The sequence below is a fragment of the Pseudarthrobacter sp. AL07 genome (genome assembly GCF_029960665.1).
Lineage (GTDB): Bacteria > Actinomycetota > Actinomycetes > Actinomycetales > Micrococcaceae > Arthrobacter.
Genome location: NZ_JASBRB010000008.1, coordinates 56,513 through 73,886 on the forward strand (window position 1 = coordinate 56,513; position 17,374 = coordinate 73,886).

Here is a 17,374-nt window from a genome sequence, read left to right on the forward strand (position 1 = left end):
CGTCCGTCTCCCGTAGCCTCTTCCCGACGGGTGGTGTCGTGTTCATCGTTGTGGCGTGCTTCCTTGAGGTGGTGTTCCAGCTACTCCTCCGCTGCCCGCCGCCGCAGCACCCGCGCCGTAACCCGGCCGTACGATGGGGAGTGGGCTCGCAAGCCGCTGCCCGCCCTGCTGTCCTTCCGAAAGGCACAAATGCCCCACTACGACCTGGCCATCATCGGATCCGGATCCGGCAATTCGCTGATCACCCCGTTCTGGGACGACAGGAAGGTGGCCATGATCGACGGCGGCGTGTTCGGCGGCACGTGCCTGAACGTCGGCTGCATCCCCACGAAGATGTTTGTCTACCCGGCGTCCTTGGCCGCCGCGCCCAGGGACGCCGCCCGGCTGGGGGTGGACCTGACCCTGGACAAGGTGCGCTGGAATGAGGTGCGGGACAGGATCTTTGGCCGGATAGACGCGATTTCCGAGGCCGGCCGGCGGTACCGGGCCGATGAACTGGCCCACGTGGACCTGTACCAGGAGCACGTCCGGTTCACCGGTCCCCGGACGCTCAGCACTGATTCCGGCGTGGAGCTCACTGCGGACCGGGTGGTGGTGGCCGCGGGTTCCCGGGCCGTGTTCCCCGACGTGCCCGGGATCGGCCTGCCGCAGGTGCACACCTCGGACACTGTGATGCGCATCGATGGTCCGCCCGAACGGGTGGTCGTAGTTGGCGGCGGGTACATCGCCGCCGAGTTCGCTGCCGTGTTTCACGGTTTCGGGGCCGAGGTGACCCAGGTGAACCGTTCGCAGCGGCTGTTGCGCGGGAACGACGCCGAGATCGCCGGACGCTTCGCCGCGGCCGCGGCCGGCCGCTGGAAGCTCAAGCTTGGCTACTCGCTCCAGGCGGTGGAGGACAACGGCGACGGCAGCGTCACCGTATTTTTTGCGGACAACGACGGCCAACGGCTGCGGGTCGCAGCGGACATCGTCCTGATGGCCACCGGGCGGGTGCCGAACACGGACCGGCTGGGTGTGGACGCCGCCGGCTTTGACACGGATGAGGACCATACGCTGTCCGTGGACGCGAACCTTAGGGTCCTCGCCGGCGGCACGCCCGTTGCCGGCGTTTATGCCTTGGGCGACATCGCCAACAGCTACCAGCTCAAGCACGTCGCCAACCGGGAGGCCCGGGTAGTGGCGCACAACCTGGAACACCCGGACCGGCTCCGGACCATCGACTACACCGCGGTGCCGTTTGCCGTGTTTAGCAATCCGCAGGTGGCCTCCGTGGGCCTGACCGAGGCTGATGCCCGGGAGCAGGCCGCAGCAGGGTCGGACATTGTCACCGCAGTCCAGGATTACGGCTCCACCGCGTACGGCTGGGCCATGGAGGACGAAGAAGGTGTGGTCAAGCTGGTGGCGGAACGTTCCACCGGCCGGCTGCTCGGCGCTCACATCATGGGTCACGAGGCCTCGCTCCTGATCCAGCCGCTGGTCCAGGCGATGGCCACTGACGTATCTGTCCACCAGCTCGCACGGGGCCCGTACTGGATCCACCCGGCCCTGACGGAAGTGGTGGAGAACGCCCTGCTCGCCTTGGACGTTGAGGTGCCCGAAGACGCGCCATTGTAGGGCTGGTCTTCAGCCGACCCTGCGGGCAAGGCGCCCCAGGGAACCCACCAGTTCGTCGAAAGCCTGCGCCGGGTTGTTGTCTGAGACGACCCGGGCATTGTGCGGCCGGTTCCACAGGTTCCGGTAGTCCGCCACCGTGGTCCCCATCAACATGGCCGACTCAACCTCCACGTCCACCGTGGCAGGCCGGGTGCTGTATTCCACGGTGCCGGCTGCCACGCCGGCGGCGAAATAGTCGTGGACGTGCGCCAGGTAGCCCTGGTCATAGTGACGGTGGAATTCGAAGTAGAAGCGCAGCGCATCGGACAGGTGCCGCACCAGCGAGTTCCCGGACGTGCTTCTGAGCCCTTCGGCCTGTTCCGGCAGCACAAGTTCCTCCACAGCGCAGCCTGCCGCCGCGGCCAGCCGCCGCACATGCTCCGGGCGCATCTCCATCCGCTCCGTGGTGTCCAGGGAGCAGACGATGGGCAGCCGGTCGGCCGGCAGGCCCCGGTAGGCGGCATAGACTTCCTTGGCAGCATGCGGATCAACGTGCGTGTTCCACTCTGCCGTGGGTGTGGTGTTCCCCTGGTGGTAGAAGCTTCCTCCCATGATCACCACGCGTCCCAGCAGCTCGGGCAGCCGGGGTTCACGCCGGATGGCGAGGGCGAAATTGGTCAGCGGCGCGGTGATCAGGGCTGTCAGCTCCCCAGGATGGGCACGGGCGGCCTCCACCCAGACGTCGGAGGCGTGCCGTGGAGACACCGTGCCCGCCGGTGGGGGCAGGACTGCGTATCCCAACCCCTGGGGGCCGTGGGTTTCCGGCGTTGTCACCAGCGGGATGCCCAGTGGGGTCAGGGCGCCGACGGCGACCTCCACGTTGGGCCTGCCGCACAGCTCCAGCAGCGCGATGGTGTTGCTTGCCACCTGGTGGGCATCCACGTTTCCCGGGGACGCCGTCACAGCCACGAACTCCACCTCCGGCAAGGACGCCAGATAGGCCAGCGCCAGGGCGTCGTCGATCCCGGTATCCACGTCCAGCAGCAGCCTGGTCATCGGCGGGGCTTCCTTAAAAGAGAGCGACTTGGGGGACCTTCGGGAAGATCGCATCCAGTTCCGCGAGCTCCGCCCGTGACGGCACCCAGGCGACAGCGGCCGCATTTTCGCGGATCTGCTCCGGCCTGGTGGCTCCGGCGATCACGCTGCTGACGGCCGGCTGGGCCGCGAGCCAGGAGAAGGCCACCTGGATCTCGGTCAGGTCGCGTTCTGCGGCGAAGGAGCTGAAGCGCTGGAGCTGGTCCCAGTCGGCGTCGTGCACCATGTTGGTGCGTGTATGGCTCAACCTCGAGCCGGCGGGAGCCGTGCCCGGCGAGTATTTGCCCGTCAACAGGCCGTTGGCCAGCGGGAAGTACGGCAGGACGCCCAGTCCGTAGGCTTCCGCCGCGGGCGTGACCTCCTGCTCGGCGCGCCGGTCCAGGAGGTTGTAGTGGTTCTGGGTGGAGATGAACCGCGTGCCGCCGGCGGCCCGCGCCACAAATTCGGCTTCGGCAATCTGCCAGCCGGCGCGGTTGGAGTGTCCGATGTAGCGGACCTTGCCACCGGTGACCAGGTCATCGAGGGCACTCAGCGTCTCATCAATCGGAGTCAGGGGGTCCGGGGTGTGGAACTGGTAGAGGTCGATCCAGTCCGTGCCCAGCCGCCGCAGCGAGGCCTCCACGGCACGGACAATGTAGCGACGGGACCCACGGGCCCCAAAGTCGTTGCCATTGGCACCCCGGACGTTCATGCCGAACTTGGTGGCTACCAGCACGTCATCCCGCCTGCCGGCCAGGGCCTTGCCCAGCATCGTCTCGCTGAGTCCGGGCTCGCGCCCGTAGTTGTCGGCGACGTCGAAAAGCGTCACGCCGGCATCCAGTGCAGCATGGACGACGGCGTCAGTGCCCGCCTGCGATTCTGTCACCGTGTTGGCGCGGCCCAGGTTGTTGCACCCCAGCCCCACCACGGAGACGGTCAGCCCGGAGTTTCCCACGCGTCGGTAGTCAGGCATGTTTTTCTCCTCTAGAGGCTGAAGGTGTTGGCAGGCTTCGCAGAGTGCTTGAGTTTGAAGTTGTCCGGTTCGCCGTAGGAGGCTGCCCCGATGCTCAGCTTGGTGAAGTCGAGGTCTTCGCCACGGCTGCAGACCTTGATGGCGCTGACGGCCTTGTTCACGTCGGGGCAGAGGCAGAAGATGTTCAGTTTGTAGTCGCTGAACTCAGAGCGTTCCACGGTTCCCAGGCCACGCCAGGCCAGGTGGCTGATGAGCGCGTCCTTCGCCTTTTCCTCAAGATAGCGGTCACGGTCGGTGCCCTCCTTGGTTTTCAGGGCGAACTGCGCCACCACCCAGAACTGCTCCTCGTCGGGGATTTCTGCGAAGCCGTCCTCCTCGCACTGCACGGCAAAGGCATCCATAAGGCCCTCCACCGCAGCGGCGTCAGCCACCTCGGTCTCTTCGGTTTTGCTCTGGTGGCCCACCACGCCGTAGTTCATCACAAACTGGCTGTAGTCCTCGTCGAACCAGCCTTCACGGAAGTGCAGTATTCCTTCGTCGTCCCGTTTGTAGACCCTGATGATTCCGCTCATGACCGTCCTTTCGTGAACCATTCAACGTCTGTTCCGTCGAACGGTGCGTGCTCTGCCTTGACGGCCTGATAAAGCTCATCCGCGGCGGCCTGGATGTCATCCACCAGCCGGTCCGGGTAATTCATGGCAATACGGTGCTCGGCGAACTCGTCCTGGTCATCGATAAAGACGCCCCGGCCGGCCATGCGGATCACGTCCAGGTCCATGTCGATCACGTGGAACTCGGTGACCGCGGCCCGGATGTCCGTCCACTCGTGGGCGACGGCGAGGTCAACGTAGACCCTGACTCCACTGGGATGGGCGTCGTCATAGAACGTGGCAACCCAGTCTCCGGACCGCGGTACCAGGAGCACGGCGTCGGACGCGGTGTAGAAGGCAGCACCCGGGCGCGAACAGAATTCGTTGGTTCCCTGGAAGATCCACCAGCCGTGCCGGTCTTCGCCGAGGTAGCGCCCCGGGACCACCCAGTGGGCTTTTCCGTTCCATTTCCGGTTCCGGGCCACCACCAGCTGGCCCGGCTGCAGTCCCGCAGGAACGCGGGTGGTGCTGGTGTGCCTCGCCGAACGTGAATCCCCGACGGCGGCCGGATACTTCAGTGCGTCTTCTTCCCTCACAGGATGGGCAGGCTGCCGGTGGTGGGGTGCTCCTGGCCCGGCAGTGGGCGAGCGAAGGGGACCTTTGTGCCCAAAACCTGGGCGACGACGTCGTGCGTGATCTGCTGGGCCGTCAGCCCGACGCGCTCCAGCACCTGGCTCCGCGTGCCGTGGTCCAGGAACTCCGCAGGGAGCCCAACCTCGTTCAGCGCGGTGTCAACGCCGGCTGCGCGCATTTCCTGGCGGATTCGAGATCCGACGCCGCCTGCCCTCACGCCGTCCTCGATGCATATGACCAGCCGGTGGTGGGAGGCCAGCGCGATGATGGAGCGGCGCACGGGCAGCACCCAGCGCGGGTCCACCACGGTGGTGCTGATGCCTTGGGCACCAAGTCGGTTGGAAACGTCGAGGGCGAGCTCGGACATGGCTCCGACGCTGACGATCAGGACATCGTTTTCGGTGGACCCGGCGGGGCGGCGGGCCAGCACGTCAACACCGTCGCCCAGCCGTTCGATGGCTTCCACTTCGGCGCCCACGGTGCCCTTGGAGAAGCGGACCACGGTGGGGGCGTCGTTGATGGCCACGGCCTCGCGCAGCTCTTCCCGCAACCGGGAGGCGTCGCGCGGCGCGGCGAGGTGGAGTCCGGGCACGATCTGGACCATGGCCATGTCCCACATGCCATGATGGCTGGCCCCGTCCGGGCCGGTGACACCGGCCCGGTCCAGGACGATGGTGACGCCGGCTTTGTGCAGGGCCACGTCCATCAGGAGTTGGTCAAAGGCGCGGTTCAGGAAGGTGGCATATATGGCCACCACGGGGTGGAGCCCGCCGAACGCCATGCCGGCGGCGGACGTCAGCGCATGCTGCTCGGCGATGCCGACGTCGATCACCCGGTCCGGATGCTTGGCCGCGAACTTGTGCAGGCCCACGGGAATGAGCATGGCCCCGGTGATCCCCACAATGTCGGGGCGTTCATCGGCGATCTTCGCGATCTCGTCCGCAAAAACAGACGTCCAGGACTGTGCGCCGGAATGTCCCGTCGGTTCGCCAGTTTCCGGATCGATAATACCGACGGCGTGGAACTGGTCCGCTTCATGGGCCCGGGCAGGGGCGTAGCCGTGGCCTTTTTCGGTCATGGCGTGGACAATCACCGGGCCGGCGTAGTTCCTGGCCGTGGACAGGGCGTGCTCCATGGCCTGGAGGTTGTGGCCGTCAACCGGGCCGATGTACTTCATGCCGAGGTCTTCGAACATGCCCTGCGGCGCCCACCAGTCCTTGATGCCCTTCTTCATGGCGTGCAGGCTCTTGTACGTGAACTGGCCGACAGGGCCGCTGTTCTGGAGCTTCTTCTTCCACCAGTCCAGCGTGCCCTCATAGGCAGGGGCGGCGCGGAACGAATCGATGGTGGGGCGCAGTGAGGCGAGGTAGTCCGCGAAGCCGCCCACCGTGGGGGCATAGGAGCGGCCGTTGTCGTTGACGACGATGACCACGCGGCGGCGCTTGTCCGCGGCAATGTTGTTGATGGCTTCCCAGGCCATGCCGCCGGTCAGCGCCCCGTCTCCGACGACGGCGACGGTGTAGCGGTCGCCTTCCCCGGTCAGCTGCCGTGCCCGGGAGATGCCGTCCGCCCAGGAGAGGGAGGAGGACGCGTGCGAGCTTTCCACAATGTCGTGCTCGGACTCGGCGCGGGACGGGTAGCCGGACATGCCGCCCTGCTGGCGCAGGGTACTGAAGTCCTGGCGGCCGGTAAGGAGCTTGTGCACATAGGACTGGTGGCCCGTGTCGAACACGATGCTGTCCCGGGGCGAATCGAAGATGCGGTGCACGGCAAGAGTCAGTTCCACAACGCCGAGGTTGGGGCCGAGGTGTCCACCTGTCTGGGAGACGTTGGTGATCAGGAAACTCCTGACCTCAGCGGCCAGCTGTTCGAGCTGCTCTTGAGTCAGCTGGTTCAGGTCCTGCGGATTCCGGATGGTGTCCAAGATTCCCAATGACCCCTCCTTCGGGTGGTAGACGTGCCTGTTAACTCTAACGCCTCGCGGAAAATGCAAAGCCGAAGCCCCGGCTGGTCGGTGACCGGCCGGGGCTTCGAAAGAGTACTGCGGGGGTTCAGATTCCGGCTAGTTGGCGGAGATCTGGCGCAGGACGTACTGCAGGATGCCGCCGTTGCGGTAGTAGTCGGCTTCGCCCGGGGTATCGATGCGGAGTACTGCATCGAAGGACCTGGCGGAGCCGTCTTCTGCTGTGGCGGTGACCTTGAGGGTCTTGGGCGTGGTGCCTTCGTTCAGGGCGATGACGCCCTCAACCGCGAAGGTTTCCGTGCCGGTCAGGCCCAGGGTGGCTGCGGATTCTCCAGCCGGGAACTGCAGGGGAAGGACGCCCATGCCGATCAGGTTGGAGCGGTGGATACGCTCGTAGCTCTCGGCGACGACGGCCTTGACGCCCAGCAGAGCGGTGCCCTTCGCTGCCCAGTCACGCGAGGATCCGGAACCGTATTCCTTGCCCGCCAGGACCACCAGCGGGGTGCCGGCTGCCTGGTAGTTCTGCGCGGCGTCGTAGACATATGCCTGCGGGCCGTCAGCCTGGGTAAAGTCGCGGGTGAAGCCACCTTCGACGCCGTCCAGGATCTGGTTCTTGATGCGGATGTTCGCGAAGGTGCCGCGGATCATGACTTCGTGGTTGCCACGGCGTGAGCCATAGGAGTTGAAGTCCTTGCGCTCCACACCGTTGGCCAGCAGGTACTGGCCGGCGGGGGTGTCCGACTTGAAGGAACCGGCCGGGGAGATGTGGTCGGTGGTGACCGAATCGCCCAGCTTCAGCAGCACGCGTGCGCCGGAGATGTCCTGGACGGGTTCCGGCTGCGCCTTGATGCCATCGAAGTACGGGGGCTTCCGGACGTAGGTGGAGTTCGGATCCCAGGCGAAGGTATCGCCGGCCGGTGTGTCGAGCGCCTTCCAGCGCTCGTCGCCGTCAAAGACGCCTTCGTAGCCGCGGGCGAACATGTCCTTGTCGATCGAGGAATCGATGACCTGCTGGACCTCAACCGGGTTGGGCCAGATGTCCTTCAGGAAGACGTCGTTGCCTGCTTCGTCCTTGCCCAGGGAATCGGTGTCGAAGTCGAAGTCCATGGAACCGGCCAGGGCGTACGCGATGACCAGCGGCGGGGACGCCAGGTAGTTCATCTTCACGTCCGGGTTGATCCGGCCTTCGAAGTTGCGGTTACCGGAAAGCACCGCGGTAACGGAGAGGTCGTTGGCCTGGATGGCCTCGGAGATCTCGGCGTCCAGCGGTCCGGAATTACCGATGCAGGTGGCGCAGCCGTAACCCACGATGTAGAAGCCAAGCTTCTCAAGGTACGGGGTCAGGCCAGACTTGTTGTAGTAGTCGGTGACAACCTTGGACCCGGGGGCCACGGAGGTCTTGACCCACGGCTTCGAGGTCAGGCCCTTGTCGACGGCGTTGCGGGCCAGCAGGGCTGCCGCCAGCATCACCGAAGGGTTGGACGTGTTGGTGCAGGACGTGATCGAGGCGATGGATACCGCGCCGTGGTCCAGCTCGAACTCGCGGCCGTCTTCAGTCTTGATGTGCACCGGGTTGGACGGACGCCCGTGGGCGCCGTTCGCTGCGGACACAACACGGCTGGTCTCGGTGGTGTGCGAGTCGGGGTGCGTGAACGACGGGGCGTCCGATGCGGGGAAGGACTCGTCCAGGGACTCGTCCACGCTGCCGTCTTCGATGGCGACGTAGTTGTGGATGTCCTTGCGGAACTGTTCCTTGGCATCCGTCAGCTCAATGCGGTCCTGGGGACGCTTGGGGCCGGAGATGGAGGGAACAACCGTGGACAGGTCCAGCTCGAGGTACTCGGAGAACTTGATCTCGCGGGAAGCGTCGTGCCAGAGGCCCTGCTCCCTGGCGTAGGACTCCACGAGCGCCACATTTTCGTCCGAGCGGCCGGTGAGGCGCAGGTAGTCCAAAGTGACGTCATCGATGGGGAACATTGCGGCGGTGGAGCCGAATTCAGGGCTCATGTTGCCGATGGTGGCGCGGTTGGCCAGCGGCACGGCCGCGACACCTTCACCGTAGAATTCGACGAACTTGCCCACAACACCGTGCTTGCGCAGCTGCTCGGTGATGGTCAGCACCACGTCCGTGGCGGTGGCGCCGGCCGGAATGGACCCGGTCAGTTTGAAGCCCACAACACGCGGGATGAGCATCGAGACAGGCTGTCCCAGCATGGCCGCTTCGGCTTCGATGCCGCCAACGCCCCAGCCCAGGACACCCAGGCCGTTGACCATGGTGGTGTGCGAGTCGGTGCCGACGCAGGTATCCGGGTAGGCCCGGAGAACGCCGTCGATTTCGCGGGTCATGACCGTGCGCGCCAGGTACTCGATGTTGACCTGGTGCACAATGCCGGTTCCCGGGGGAACAACCTTGAAGTCATCGAATGCGGTCTGGCCCCAACGCAGGAACTGGTAACGCTCACCGTTGCGCTGGTATTCGATCTCCATGTTGCGCTCCAGCGCGCCGGAGTTACCGAAGGCGTCGATCTGCACGGAGTGGTCAATGACCATTTCCGCCGGAGCGAGGGGGTTGACCCGTTTGGGGTCGCCGCCGAGTTCCTTGACCGCTTCACGCATTGTCGCCAGGTCCACCACACAGGGGACGCCGGTGAAGTCCTGCATGATCACGCGGGCAGGCGTGAACTGGATTTCTGTATCGGGCTGGGCATTAGGATCCCAGCCAGCCAAGGCTCGCACGTGATCGGCCGTGATGTTCGCGCCGTCCTCGGTCCTCAACAGGTTTTCAAGCAATACCTTGAGGCTGAACGGAAGGTTTTCTGCACCTTCAACGGAGTTCAACCGGAAAATTTCGTATTCGGTTCCGGCTACATTAAGTTTGCCTTTTGAACCGAAGCTGTCCACAGTGCTCATCGCAGGACTCCTCTCGCAACAGTTTCATCTTTGTCGCGCGGTAGACCGCTTTCTAGTTAGGCAGGCCTAATTAGTGCTGGCCACAAAAACTGCAGGAGGTCAGCCGTGAATACGGGGCGCGACGTGGGATTACTACCGCCATCCTAGTAGCATCACGGACCCGGCGTCAGCAACGCCACCGTCTCCAGGTGGTGGGTGTGCGGATAGAGATCGAACGCCCGCAAGCCCGCCAGGGACCAGCCTGCCTGCTGGAAGTACCCCACGTCCCGGGCAAACGATGCCGGATCACAGGATACGTAGGCGATAGCGCGCGGGCCGGCAGCGACCAGTTGGCTGACCACGGGCTTCCCGGCGCCGGCCCGGGGCGGATCCAGCACGATAGCGTCGAAATTCCGCGGCTTTTGGCGGAGGACACGTTCCACGCGTCCGACCTCGATCTCCACCTGCGGCGCACCGTGAAGGTTCTTCCGGGCGTCCCGGCTGGTTCCCTGTGCACCTTCGACCGAGAAAACGGACCCGGTCTCCCCCACCGCGTCAGCCAGCGGAGCGGTGAACAGCCCGGCGCCGGCGTAGAGGTCAGCCACTACGGCACCCGGTTCCAGGAATCCACCGGCGTGGAGGAATTCTGTGACGGCCCCCACAAGCGTCCCGGGCGCGTCGCGGTGGATCTGCCAGAAACCTGCGCCGGTGACCCTGTAGTCGTGGCCGGCCGCGGTCTCCTGGACCCAGGTCCGGCCCCGAAGCTGCCCAACCTCCCCGGTCAGGGGGTCGAAAGTGGCCACCGAAACGTCATCCGGAAGCTGGGCCGCGATGGCGCTGAGCCGTTTGGGCTTGGTGCCGGGAGCAGGAGCCAGCAGCACCAAGGGGCGTGAACCGTTCGACGGCGCCGCCACCTCCACGCGTTCGATGCCTGTCAGGTCGAGGTCCCACAAACGCAGCCGGTTGATGCCCTCCGATGCGAGCGGCATCTCCCGGACAGCAATGATGTGGTCGGACCTGTGCGCGTGCATGCCAAGTTTGCCGCCCGGGGTCACCGAGAAGCTGGCGCGCGTCCGCCACCCCAGGCCAGTACCGGCGTCGGACGTTGGCGCCGTCTCCTCGCCTGAATCCGCCCCGCCCGCGTCCACGGCCTCAACTACGTTTCCGAGGTCCAGCCCGTCGGGCAGGCGTTCGACGGCGGCGAGCCGCCGAAGCTGTTCGGCCAATACCGCCGACTTGAGCGCACGCTGGCGGGCAAGTGAGACGTGGCCGAATTCGGCGCCGCCCACCGGCGGATGCCCGTGGGCCCAGGCGCGGAGGGAGTCCGCCGGACGCCAGAAATGCTCCACCCGGTCCGGGGAGGCCTCCAGCACCTCAACAACGTCGGCGCGCCAGAACTTGGCCGGCTCCCCCGCGTCTGTGAGTCGGACGCGTACCTTTTCGCCGGGGATGCCGTGCCGGACAAAGATCACCCTGCCCTCGTGCCGGGCCACACAGTGGCCGCCGTGGGCCACCGGACCGACGTCGAGCACCAGCTCGGTGGGGGCTGGAGTGGCAGCTGCGGAGGGGGTCTGGGTCTGGGGGTTCATCGGATATCCTGCATGTTTTTGGCTTCTTCGGACGATTTCAACTGCCACGGGACACTGGCCACCATCACGCCAGGTTCAAAGTGCAGCCGGGTTTTGATGCGCAGCGCCGTCTGGTTGTGAACCAACTGTTCCCACCATTTGCCAACCACGTATTCGGGGATGTAGACCACGATCAGGTCGCGGGGGGAATCACGGCGCATGTTCTTGACGTATTCCATAATGGGCGTGATGGTTTCCCGGTACGGGCTGGCGAGGACGGTCAGCGGCACGGGGATCTCCAGCTTTTCCCAATCGGCAACCGTGTGCGCGGTTTCTTCTGCGTTGATGTCCACCGTGATGGCGTCCAGCCGCGACGGCCTCGACGCCCGGGCGTAGGCCAGGGCACGCAACACCGGCTTGCGCACGTGGGACACCAGCAATACCGCGTGGACCCTGGATGGCAGGGCACGCGGCGAGGAGTCCTCGTCCACGGCCAGTTCCTTGGCCACGTTGTCATAGTGTGCCCGGATGCTCCACATGATCAGGAACAGGATGAACATAGCCAGCAGCGCGATCCACGCGCCTTGCTGGAATTTGGTGATCAGCACGATCACCAGCACCAGTGACGTCATGCCGAACCCGATGCTGTTGATGGTGCGGGACTTCACCATCCGGCGTCGGGTGGCTTTGTCCTTGGCGAGCTTGAGGTGCCTCCCCCAATGCCGGATCATGCCCAGTTGGCTGAGGGTAAAGGAGATAAAGACGCCCACGATGTAGAGCTGGATCAGCTTGGTGACGTCGCCATTGAACGCGATGATCAGCACCAGCGCTCCGGCGGCCAGGGCAAGGACACCGTTGCTGAACGCCAGGCGGTCTCCCCTGGTCCGCAGCTGGCGCGGCAGGTAGCCGTCCTGGGCCAGGATGGAGCCAAGTACCGGGAACCCGTTGAACGCGGTGTTCGAGGCGAACACCAGGATCACACCCGTGGCGGCGACTACGATGAAGAACAGGATTGAACCCGGGCCGAAGATGGTCTGGGCGATCTGGCTGATGGCAGGACTCTGGATGTAATCCTCCGGCAACGGCATGCCGTTCATCAGGAATTCCGTCGCCGGATCCAGCACGATATGCACCTTCGTGGCGTTGGCCAGGAAGATGATGCCGGCCAGCATGGACGAGGCGATGACGCCGAGCAGCAACAGCGTGGTGGCCGCGTTTTTGCTCTTCGGTTTCTGGAAGTTCGGCACACCGTTGCTGATGGCCTCAATGCCGGTCAGCGCGGCGGCTCCGGAGGAGAACGCCCGGAGCAGGAGGAAGGCGCCGGCCAGGCCCACCAGCCCTTCGTCGAAACCGGGAGCCGGCACAATCTCGAAGGCCGCCGACGGTGCTTCGCCCAGCTGGCCTGTCGCGGCCTGGAAGACGCCCACCCCTGTCATGCCGAGGATCGCCGCCATAAAAATGTACGTGGGGACAGCGAAAACGCTGCCGGCTTCCTTAATGCCGCGGAGGTTGACAAGGGCAAGGATCACGACGCCGATGGTGGCGAACAGGGCCTGTTGCCCATGCAGGGAAGGCACCGCCGTGGTGAGGTAGGTGGCCGCCGAGGACATCGAGACGGCCACCGTCAGGACGTAGTCCACCAGGAGGGCTGAGGCCACGGTCAGCCCGGAAAACTTGCCCAGGTTTTCGTTGGCGATCTCGTAGTCTCCGCCGCCGGAAGGGTAAGCGTGGACGTTCTGCCGGTATGAAGCGACCACCGTGAGGAGGACAACCATGACGGCCAGGCCCACCCACGGCGAAAAGGCCACAGCGCTCACGCCGGCCAGGGCCAGGGTGAGCAGGATTTCATCGGGCGCGTAGGCCACCGATGACAATGCGTCCGAAGCGAAAACCGGGAGTGCTATCCGTTTGGGGAGCAAGGTATGGGCGAGCCTGTCATTCCTGAAGGGCCTGCCCACCAGCACCCGTTTCACGGCATTCAATATTGTCAGCACTCCACAAAGCTAGTCTGATTCCCCGCCCATGTCATGACGGCGTCCGGGCGGATGCAGTACGCGCGCTGCCGGTAGAGTTCTAGCAGCAGCAACAGGCTACGGAAGTTGAGGAGATACGGTGGCGCATTTCGTGATCATGGGATGTGGCCGGGTAGGGGCCACTCTGGCGCATACGCTGGAGGACGCCGGTCATTCCGTCGCCATCATCGACCAGGACGACCGCGCGTTCCGCCGGCTTCGGCAGGGCTTCACCGGCCGGAAAGTCACCGGTGTGGGCTTCGACCGGGACACGCTCCAGCAGGCCGGCGTGGCCGAGGCGTACGCCTTCGCGGCCGTTTCAAGCGGTGACAACTCCAACATCCTCGCCACCCGCGTGGCGCGTGAGACCTTCCACGTCCCCCACGTGGTGGCCAGGATCTACGACCCCGGCCGCGCCGAAATCTACCAACGGCTCGGCATCCCCACCGTTGCCGCCGTCCGGTGGAGCGCAGACCAGGTCTTGCGCCGCATCCTGCCCGAACAGCATCTCGCCGGCGATTTCCGCGAGCCTTCCGGCCGTCTGGTCCTCGCTGAAGTGGACCTGGACGCCGGCTGGATCGGCCACCGGATCAGCGCGGTCGAAAAGGCTGCCAACATCCGGGTGGCATATCTCACCCGGTTTGGCGAGGGCATGCTTCCCGAAACCGGGACTTCCTACCAGGACGGCGACACCGTCCATGCCATGCTGCCGGTGGACCGCAGTTCCCAGGTCGCCCAGATCCTGGCCAAAGCACCTGCCAAGGAGTTGTAGTGAAAGTTGTTATCGTCGGTGCCGGCAGCGTCGGGTCTTCGATCGCCCGGGAACTGCTGGCCCACAAGCACGAAATTCTGCTGATCGACCTCAAACCTGAGGTCATCGGGCGCAGCGGACTGCGCGGCGCGCACTGGCTGGTGGGCGACGCCTGCGAGCTCAGCACCCTGCAGGGAGCGAAAGTGGAGGATGCCGACGTCGTTGTTTCAGCCACGGGCGATGACAAGGTGAACCTGGTGGTCTCGCTCCTGGCCAAGACCGAATTCGGCGTGGGCCGCACAGTGGGCCGGGTCAACAACCCAAAGAACGACTGGATGTTCAACGACTCCTGGGGCGTGGACGTCGCCGTCAACACCCCCCAGCTGATGACGGCACTTGTGGAGGAGGCGGTGGAGATCGGCGACCTGGTCCGGCTCCTGACGCTGCAGACCGGCGTCGCTTCGCTGGTGGAGTTCACGGTGCCGCACGATTCGCACGTCATTGGCCTGACGGTGGGCGACATTCGGTGGCCCGAGGACGCCACCCTGGTGGCAATCCTCCGGGACCACGCACCCATCACTCCCAGCCGGGATGACGTCATTGATGGCGGGGACGAACTGTTTTTTGTCACCACCATCGCGGCAGAGGACCACTTGCGCGCGCTGTTGTCGACCGAATCAGCAGACGAGCCGCCTTCGGCCTCCCATGAGCCCGAAGGCGTGCAGCCTGCCGAAACTCAGGCGCCGGAGGACGACGGCTTCGACGGCTGATCCGACGTCCGCGCATCGGCGGCGGCCGGTACCGGCCGGGTGACCAGCCATGCGATCCAGACGCCCAGGATATAGAGCGGCGCACCCATGATCAGGCGGGTCGTGGCCAACGCGGCCAGTCCGTCCGAGCCCATCAGGTACAGGGGAACCTGGACGACCAGCCGAAGTACCAGGACCGCCACGATGATCCACGTGCCCAGGCGGTACGCCTTGAGCCGCGCGGAATCTTTTCGCCAGTCCAGGCCCTCGGTACGGATGATCCCGAACAGCAGGCCGGCCACCGGCCACTTGATCGCGATGGAAATCACCATGGCGAGGATGTAAGCGGTGTTGGTGAAGAAGCCCGGGAGGTAGAAATCCTCGGCCTTGCCCGTGGTATTGGCGAGCCAGGCCGAGATGCCCACCCCCACAACGCCGGCGAGGGCCTGGGTCAGCGGACGCCGCTGGACGAGGCGGACCACCGTAAAGACCGCGGCGGAGGCCAGCGCCGCCACCAGCGACTGCGTCAGGTCCCGGCTGATAGTAAAGGCAATCAGGAAGACCATGCCCGGCACAATGCTCTCGGCGATGCCCTGGATTCCACCGGCGCTCTTCAGGACATCGATCCGGCCGTCATGCGTGCGGTGCAGGCCGGCCTTGGCTGCGTAGCCCGCCGCAAAACCCTGCACTGCGGACGGCTCGGGCTGCTCGGAAGGCTCAGGCTGCTGGGGCGAGGTCATTCGTTCTCCTGGCGGGAAAGGATTTCATAGCGTGGATTGAACATGGTGGGCAGGCCGTGGCTTTGGGACAGCATGCCCTGGAGGCGTACTTCGGTTCCGGCGGCGATGCCCGGCACCCTGCGCCGCCCCAGCCAGATCACGCGAAGGCGGCCGCCCTTTCCCTGGGCCCGCCTGGCACCGGACTCGCGAATGTCTGGGTCCGAGACGATGGCAGTGAAGGCCGCGTTCTGGTTTGCGGGCATATAGGTGACCGATTCGATGTGCCCTTGGCACACCACCCTCCCCCGTTCGGGCAGTCGGCTGACCGGCATTCCAGCGTGCGGGGACGATTCCAGGCGGTCCTGGCGGGAATCAGCCAATCTGTGTGGTTTCCGGACCACGTTCGGGGCCTTTAAACTCGGGGGCATTGAATTCCGGGGCACCAGGCGCCGGGCTGGCGCTGGCGTCCTTGGGCAGGCGCAGCTGCAGCAGGTCCCGGGGCGGCATGGGGCTGTCGCCCCGGATAACCACAATCTGGCGGAACAGTGACTCAAGCGGTGCCGCAGCCTCGCGCTCCATCGCTGCCGGGCCGCCCAGGACGCCACGCAGGAACCACCGAGGACCGTCGATGCCGATGAAACGCGCCACCCGGTAACCTTGGCTGCCGTCCGGCGTACCGGCGGGCAGTTTGGCGATCAGTTCAGTTCCGAAGCCACCCTCGACTTCTTCAACCTGACCGCCCTGGCTTCCCACGGACTGACCGATCTGTTCGCGGATTTCGTCCCACAGTCCCTCGGTCTTGGGCGCGGCGAAGGCCTGCAGCTGAAGGCTGGAGCCGTCCAGGTCCATGGTCACCGCGACCACGCGCTGGGTGGCTTCCTCAACTTCGAGCCGGAGCTGGAGCCCCTCGCTCGGGGCGATCAGCAGTGCACCGAGGTCAACGTAGCCGTCGCGGCTGGAGACCTCGGAAACATCAAAGGGGCCTTCGTCCCGACGCCCGGCGACCGCCGAAGCCACGTCAGCGGAATCCGTTGATTCCCCTGAGGCCTGGGATTCAGCCGGGTCGGCTGATTGGTCCTTCTTGGATTTCCTGCCGAGCCCAAAAACCATGGGGTTTGTCTCCTTAGTTGTGAAAGTGACTCGCCGGCCCGGAGGTCCCGTCGGAAGTCGTAGCTGCCGCGGGCAACCACCGCTGGTTGCCGCCGCCGGCGGGTGTCAGGCGTTCGGCGGGGTGAAGCCGCCGGTGGATCCGAATCCGCCGGCTCCCCGTACCGATTCACTCAATTCGTTGACGGCGACAAACTGGGCATATTCCACCCGCTGGATCACCATCTGTGCAATTCTATCGCCGCGCCGGAGCTCGATGGCGTTCCTGGAATCGGTGTTGAGGAGAGTCACCGAAATCTCCCCGCGATAACCGGCATCCACGGTGCCCGGCGCGTTAACGATGGTCAGCCCGTGCTTCGTGGCCAGCCCGGAGCGCGGGTGGATCAGGGCAACGAAGCCGGCCGGCAACCCGATGGAAACACCGGTAGGCACCAGCTTCCGCTCTCCGGGCGCCAGGACCACATCTTCGCGGGCCCGCAGGTCCGCCCCCGCATCGCCCGGGTGGGCATACGAGGGTGCCTCCAGCCCGGCGTCGAGCATTTTCAGCTGCACTTGCAGCGTCGGTGCCCCGTAGGCTGCGGCTGTATCCGGCGCAGAGCCGGACAGCTCATTGTCAGGAACGGTTTCAACAGTGGCAAGTTCGTCAGTCACAGTCACTCACTCTAACGCCCAGCCGCAGTTCCGTCCTAGCTTCAATGGGACGCCCGGCCAGGGCGGTGTGAGCCCAAGATGAAATAGCCAGCCAAAGGTGGA

Annotated in this window: 15 protein-coding genes; 3 read left to right on the forward strand and 12 right to left on the reverse strand. The window is 65.3% G+C overall.

Going from position 1 to position 17,374, the window contains the following annotated elements; translation table 11 throughout:
- Positions 1-189: 189 nt before the first annotated feature.
- Complete coding sequence (locus QK290_RS09435; protein ID WP_282330410.1) at positions 190-1,614, forward strand: mycothione reductase; 1,425 nt, start codon at positions 190-192, stop codon at positions 1,612-1,614.
- Positions 1,615-1,623: 9 nt separating this feature from the next.
- Here QK290_RS09435 and QK290_RS09440 read toward each other — a convergent pair whose 3' ends face one another.
- The 8 genes from QK290_RS09440 to QK290_RS09475 form a co-directional block, all read right to left on the reverse strand.
- Entirely contained in the window at positions 1,624-2,649 is a 1,026-nt protein-coding gene (locus QK290_RS09440; protein WP_282330411.1) for a nucleoside hydrolase, read from the reverse strand.
- 13 nt (positions 2,650-2,662) lie between these two features.
- Positions 2,663-3,640, reverse strand: coding sequence for an aldo/keto reductase (locus QK290_RS09445; RefSeq protein WP_282330412.1), 978 nt, complete (start codon positions 3,638-3,640; stop codon positions 2,663-2,665).
- Positions 3,641-3,651: 11 nt separating this feature from the next.
- Positions 3,652-4,212, reverse strand: a complete 561-nt coding sequence (locus tag QK290_RS09450) for a hypothetical protein (RefSeq protein WP_282330413.1) — start codon at positions 4,210-4,212, stop codon at positions 3,652-3,654.
- Positions 4,209-4,826 (reverse strand): DUF402 domain-containing protein, encoded by a 618-nt coding sequence (locus QK290_RS09455; RefSeq protein ID WP_282330414.1) that lies wholly within the window; start codon positions 4,824-4,826, stop codon positions 4,209-4,211. Before QK290_RS09455 ends, QK290_RS09450 begins: the two co-directional genes overlap by 4 nt.
- Positions 4,823-6,796 (reverse strand): 1-deoxy-D-xylulose-5-phosphate synthase, encoded by a 1,974-nt coding sequence (dxs, locus tag QK290_RS09460; RefSeq protein WP_282330415.1) that lies wholly within the window; start codon positions 6,794-6,796, stop codon positions 4,823-4,825. The genes QK290_RS09455 and dxs overlap by 4 nt, the downstream gene beginning before the upstream one ends.
- A 129-nt stretch (positions 6,797-6,925) precedes the next feature.
- Complete coding sequence (acnA, locus tag QK290_RS09465; protein WP_282330416.1) at positions 6,926-9,736, reverse strand: aconitate hydratase AcnA; 2,811 nt, start codon at positions 9,734-9,736, stop codon at positions 6,926-6,928.
- Between the two features lie 152 nt (positions 9,737-9,888).
- A complete protein-coding gene (locus tag QK290_RS09470) occupies positions 9,889-11,304 on the reverse strand; it encodes a TRAM domain-containing protein (protein ID WP_282330417.1) in 1,416 nt (471 codons plus the stop codon).
- Entirely contained in the window at positions 11,301-13,277 is a 1,977-nt protein-coding gene (locus QK290_RS09475; RefSeq protein WP_282330418.1) for an APC family permease, read from the reverse strand. The genes QK290_RS09470 and QK290_RS09475 overlap by 4 nt, the downstream gene beginning before the upstream one ends.
- Positions 13,278-13,395: 118 nt before the next feature.
- Between QK290_RS09475 and QK290_RS09480 the strand changes: the two genes are divergently transcribed.
- Both QK290_RS09480 and QK290_RS09485 read left to right on the forward strand, forming a co-directional pair.
- Complete coding sequence (locus QK290_RS09480; protein ID WP_282330419.1) at positions 13,396-14,067, forward strand: TrkA family potassium uptake protein; 672 nt, start codon at positions 13,396-13,398, stop codon at positions 14,065-14,067.
- A complete protein-coding gene (locus QK290_RS09485) occupies positions 14,067-14,816 on the forward strand; it encodes an NAD-binding protein (RefSeq protein ID WP_282330420.1) in 750 nt (249 codons plus the stop codon). Before QK290_RS09480 ends, QK290_RS09485 begins: the two co-directional genes overlap by 1 nt.
- Here QK290_RS09485 and QK290_RS09490 read toward each other — a convergent pair.
- From QK290_RS09490 to dut, 4 genes are all read right to left on the reverse strand, one after another.
- Positions 14,783-15,535: a DUF3159 domain-containing protein gene (locus QK290_RS09490; RefSeq protein WP_282330421.1), complete on the reverse strand. Its 753-nt coding sequence runs from the start codon at positions 15,533-15,535 to the stop codon at positions 14,783-14,785. The two genes, QK290_RS09485 and QK290_RS09490, sit on opposite strands and share 34 nt — an antisense overlap.
- Positions 15,532-15,777 carry a hypothetical protein gene (locus tag QK290_RS09495; protein ID WP_348994452.1) on the reverse strand — a complete coding sequence of 82 codons (246 nt, stop codon included), beginning with the start codon at positions 15,775-15,777 and terminating at the stop codon, positions 15,532-15,534. The genes QK290_RS09490 and QK290_RS09495 overlap by 4 nt, the downstream gene beginning before the upstream one ends.
- Positions 15,778-15,886: 109 nt before the next feature.
- Entirely contained in the window at positions 15,887-16,624 is a 738-nt protein-coding gene (locus QK290_RS09500) for a DUF3710 domain-containing protein (protein WP_282330422.1), read from the reverse strand.
- Positions 16,625-16,729: 105 nt separating this feature from the next.
- Positions 16,730-17,272, reverse strand: coding sequence for a dUTP diphosphatase (gene dut / locus QK290_RS09505; RefSeq protein WP_282330423.1), 543 nt, complete (start codon positions 17,270-17,272; stop codon positions 16,730-16,732).
- Positions 17,273-17,374: the final 102 nt, after the last annotated feature.

Coding starts and splice junctions, on each gene's coding strand:
- QK290_RS09435 (WP_282330410.1), top strand. CDS start 190: ATGCCCCACTACGACCTGGCCATCATCGGATCCGGATCCGGCAATTCG.
- QK290_RS09450 (WP_282330413.1), bottom strand. CDS start 4,212: ATGAGCGGAATCATCAGGGTCTACAAACGGGACGACGAAGGAATACTG.
- acnA (WP_282330416.1), bottom strand. CDS start 9,736: ATGAGCACTGTGGACAGCTTCGGTTCAAAAGGCAAACTTAATGTAGCC.
- QK290_RS09495 (WP_348994452.1), bottom strand. CDS start 15,777: ATGCCCGCAAACCAGAACGCGGCCTTCACTGCCATCGTCTCGGACCCA.
- QK290_RS09490 (WP_282330421.1), bottom strand. CDS start 15,535: ATGACCTCGCCCCAGCAGCCTGAGCCTTCCGAGCAGCCCGAGCCGTCC.
- QK290_RS09445 (WP_282330412.1), bottom strand. CDS start 3,640: ATGCCTGACTACCGACGCGTGGGAAACTCCGGGCTGACCGTCTCCGTG.
- QK290_RS09440 (WP_282330411.1), bottom strand. CDS start 2,649: ATGACCAGGCTGCTGCTGGACGTGGATACCGGGATCGACGACGCCCTG.
- QK290_RS09470 (WP_282330417.1), bottom strand. CDS start 11,304: ATGAACCCCCAGACCCAGACCCCCTCCGCAGCTGCCACTCCAGCCCCC.
- QK290_RS09500 (WP_282330422.1), bottom strand. CDS start 16,624: ATGGTTTTTGGGCTCGGCAGGAAATCCAAGAAGGACCAATCAGCCGAC.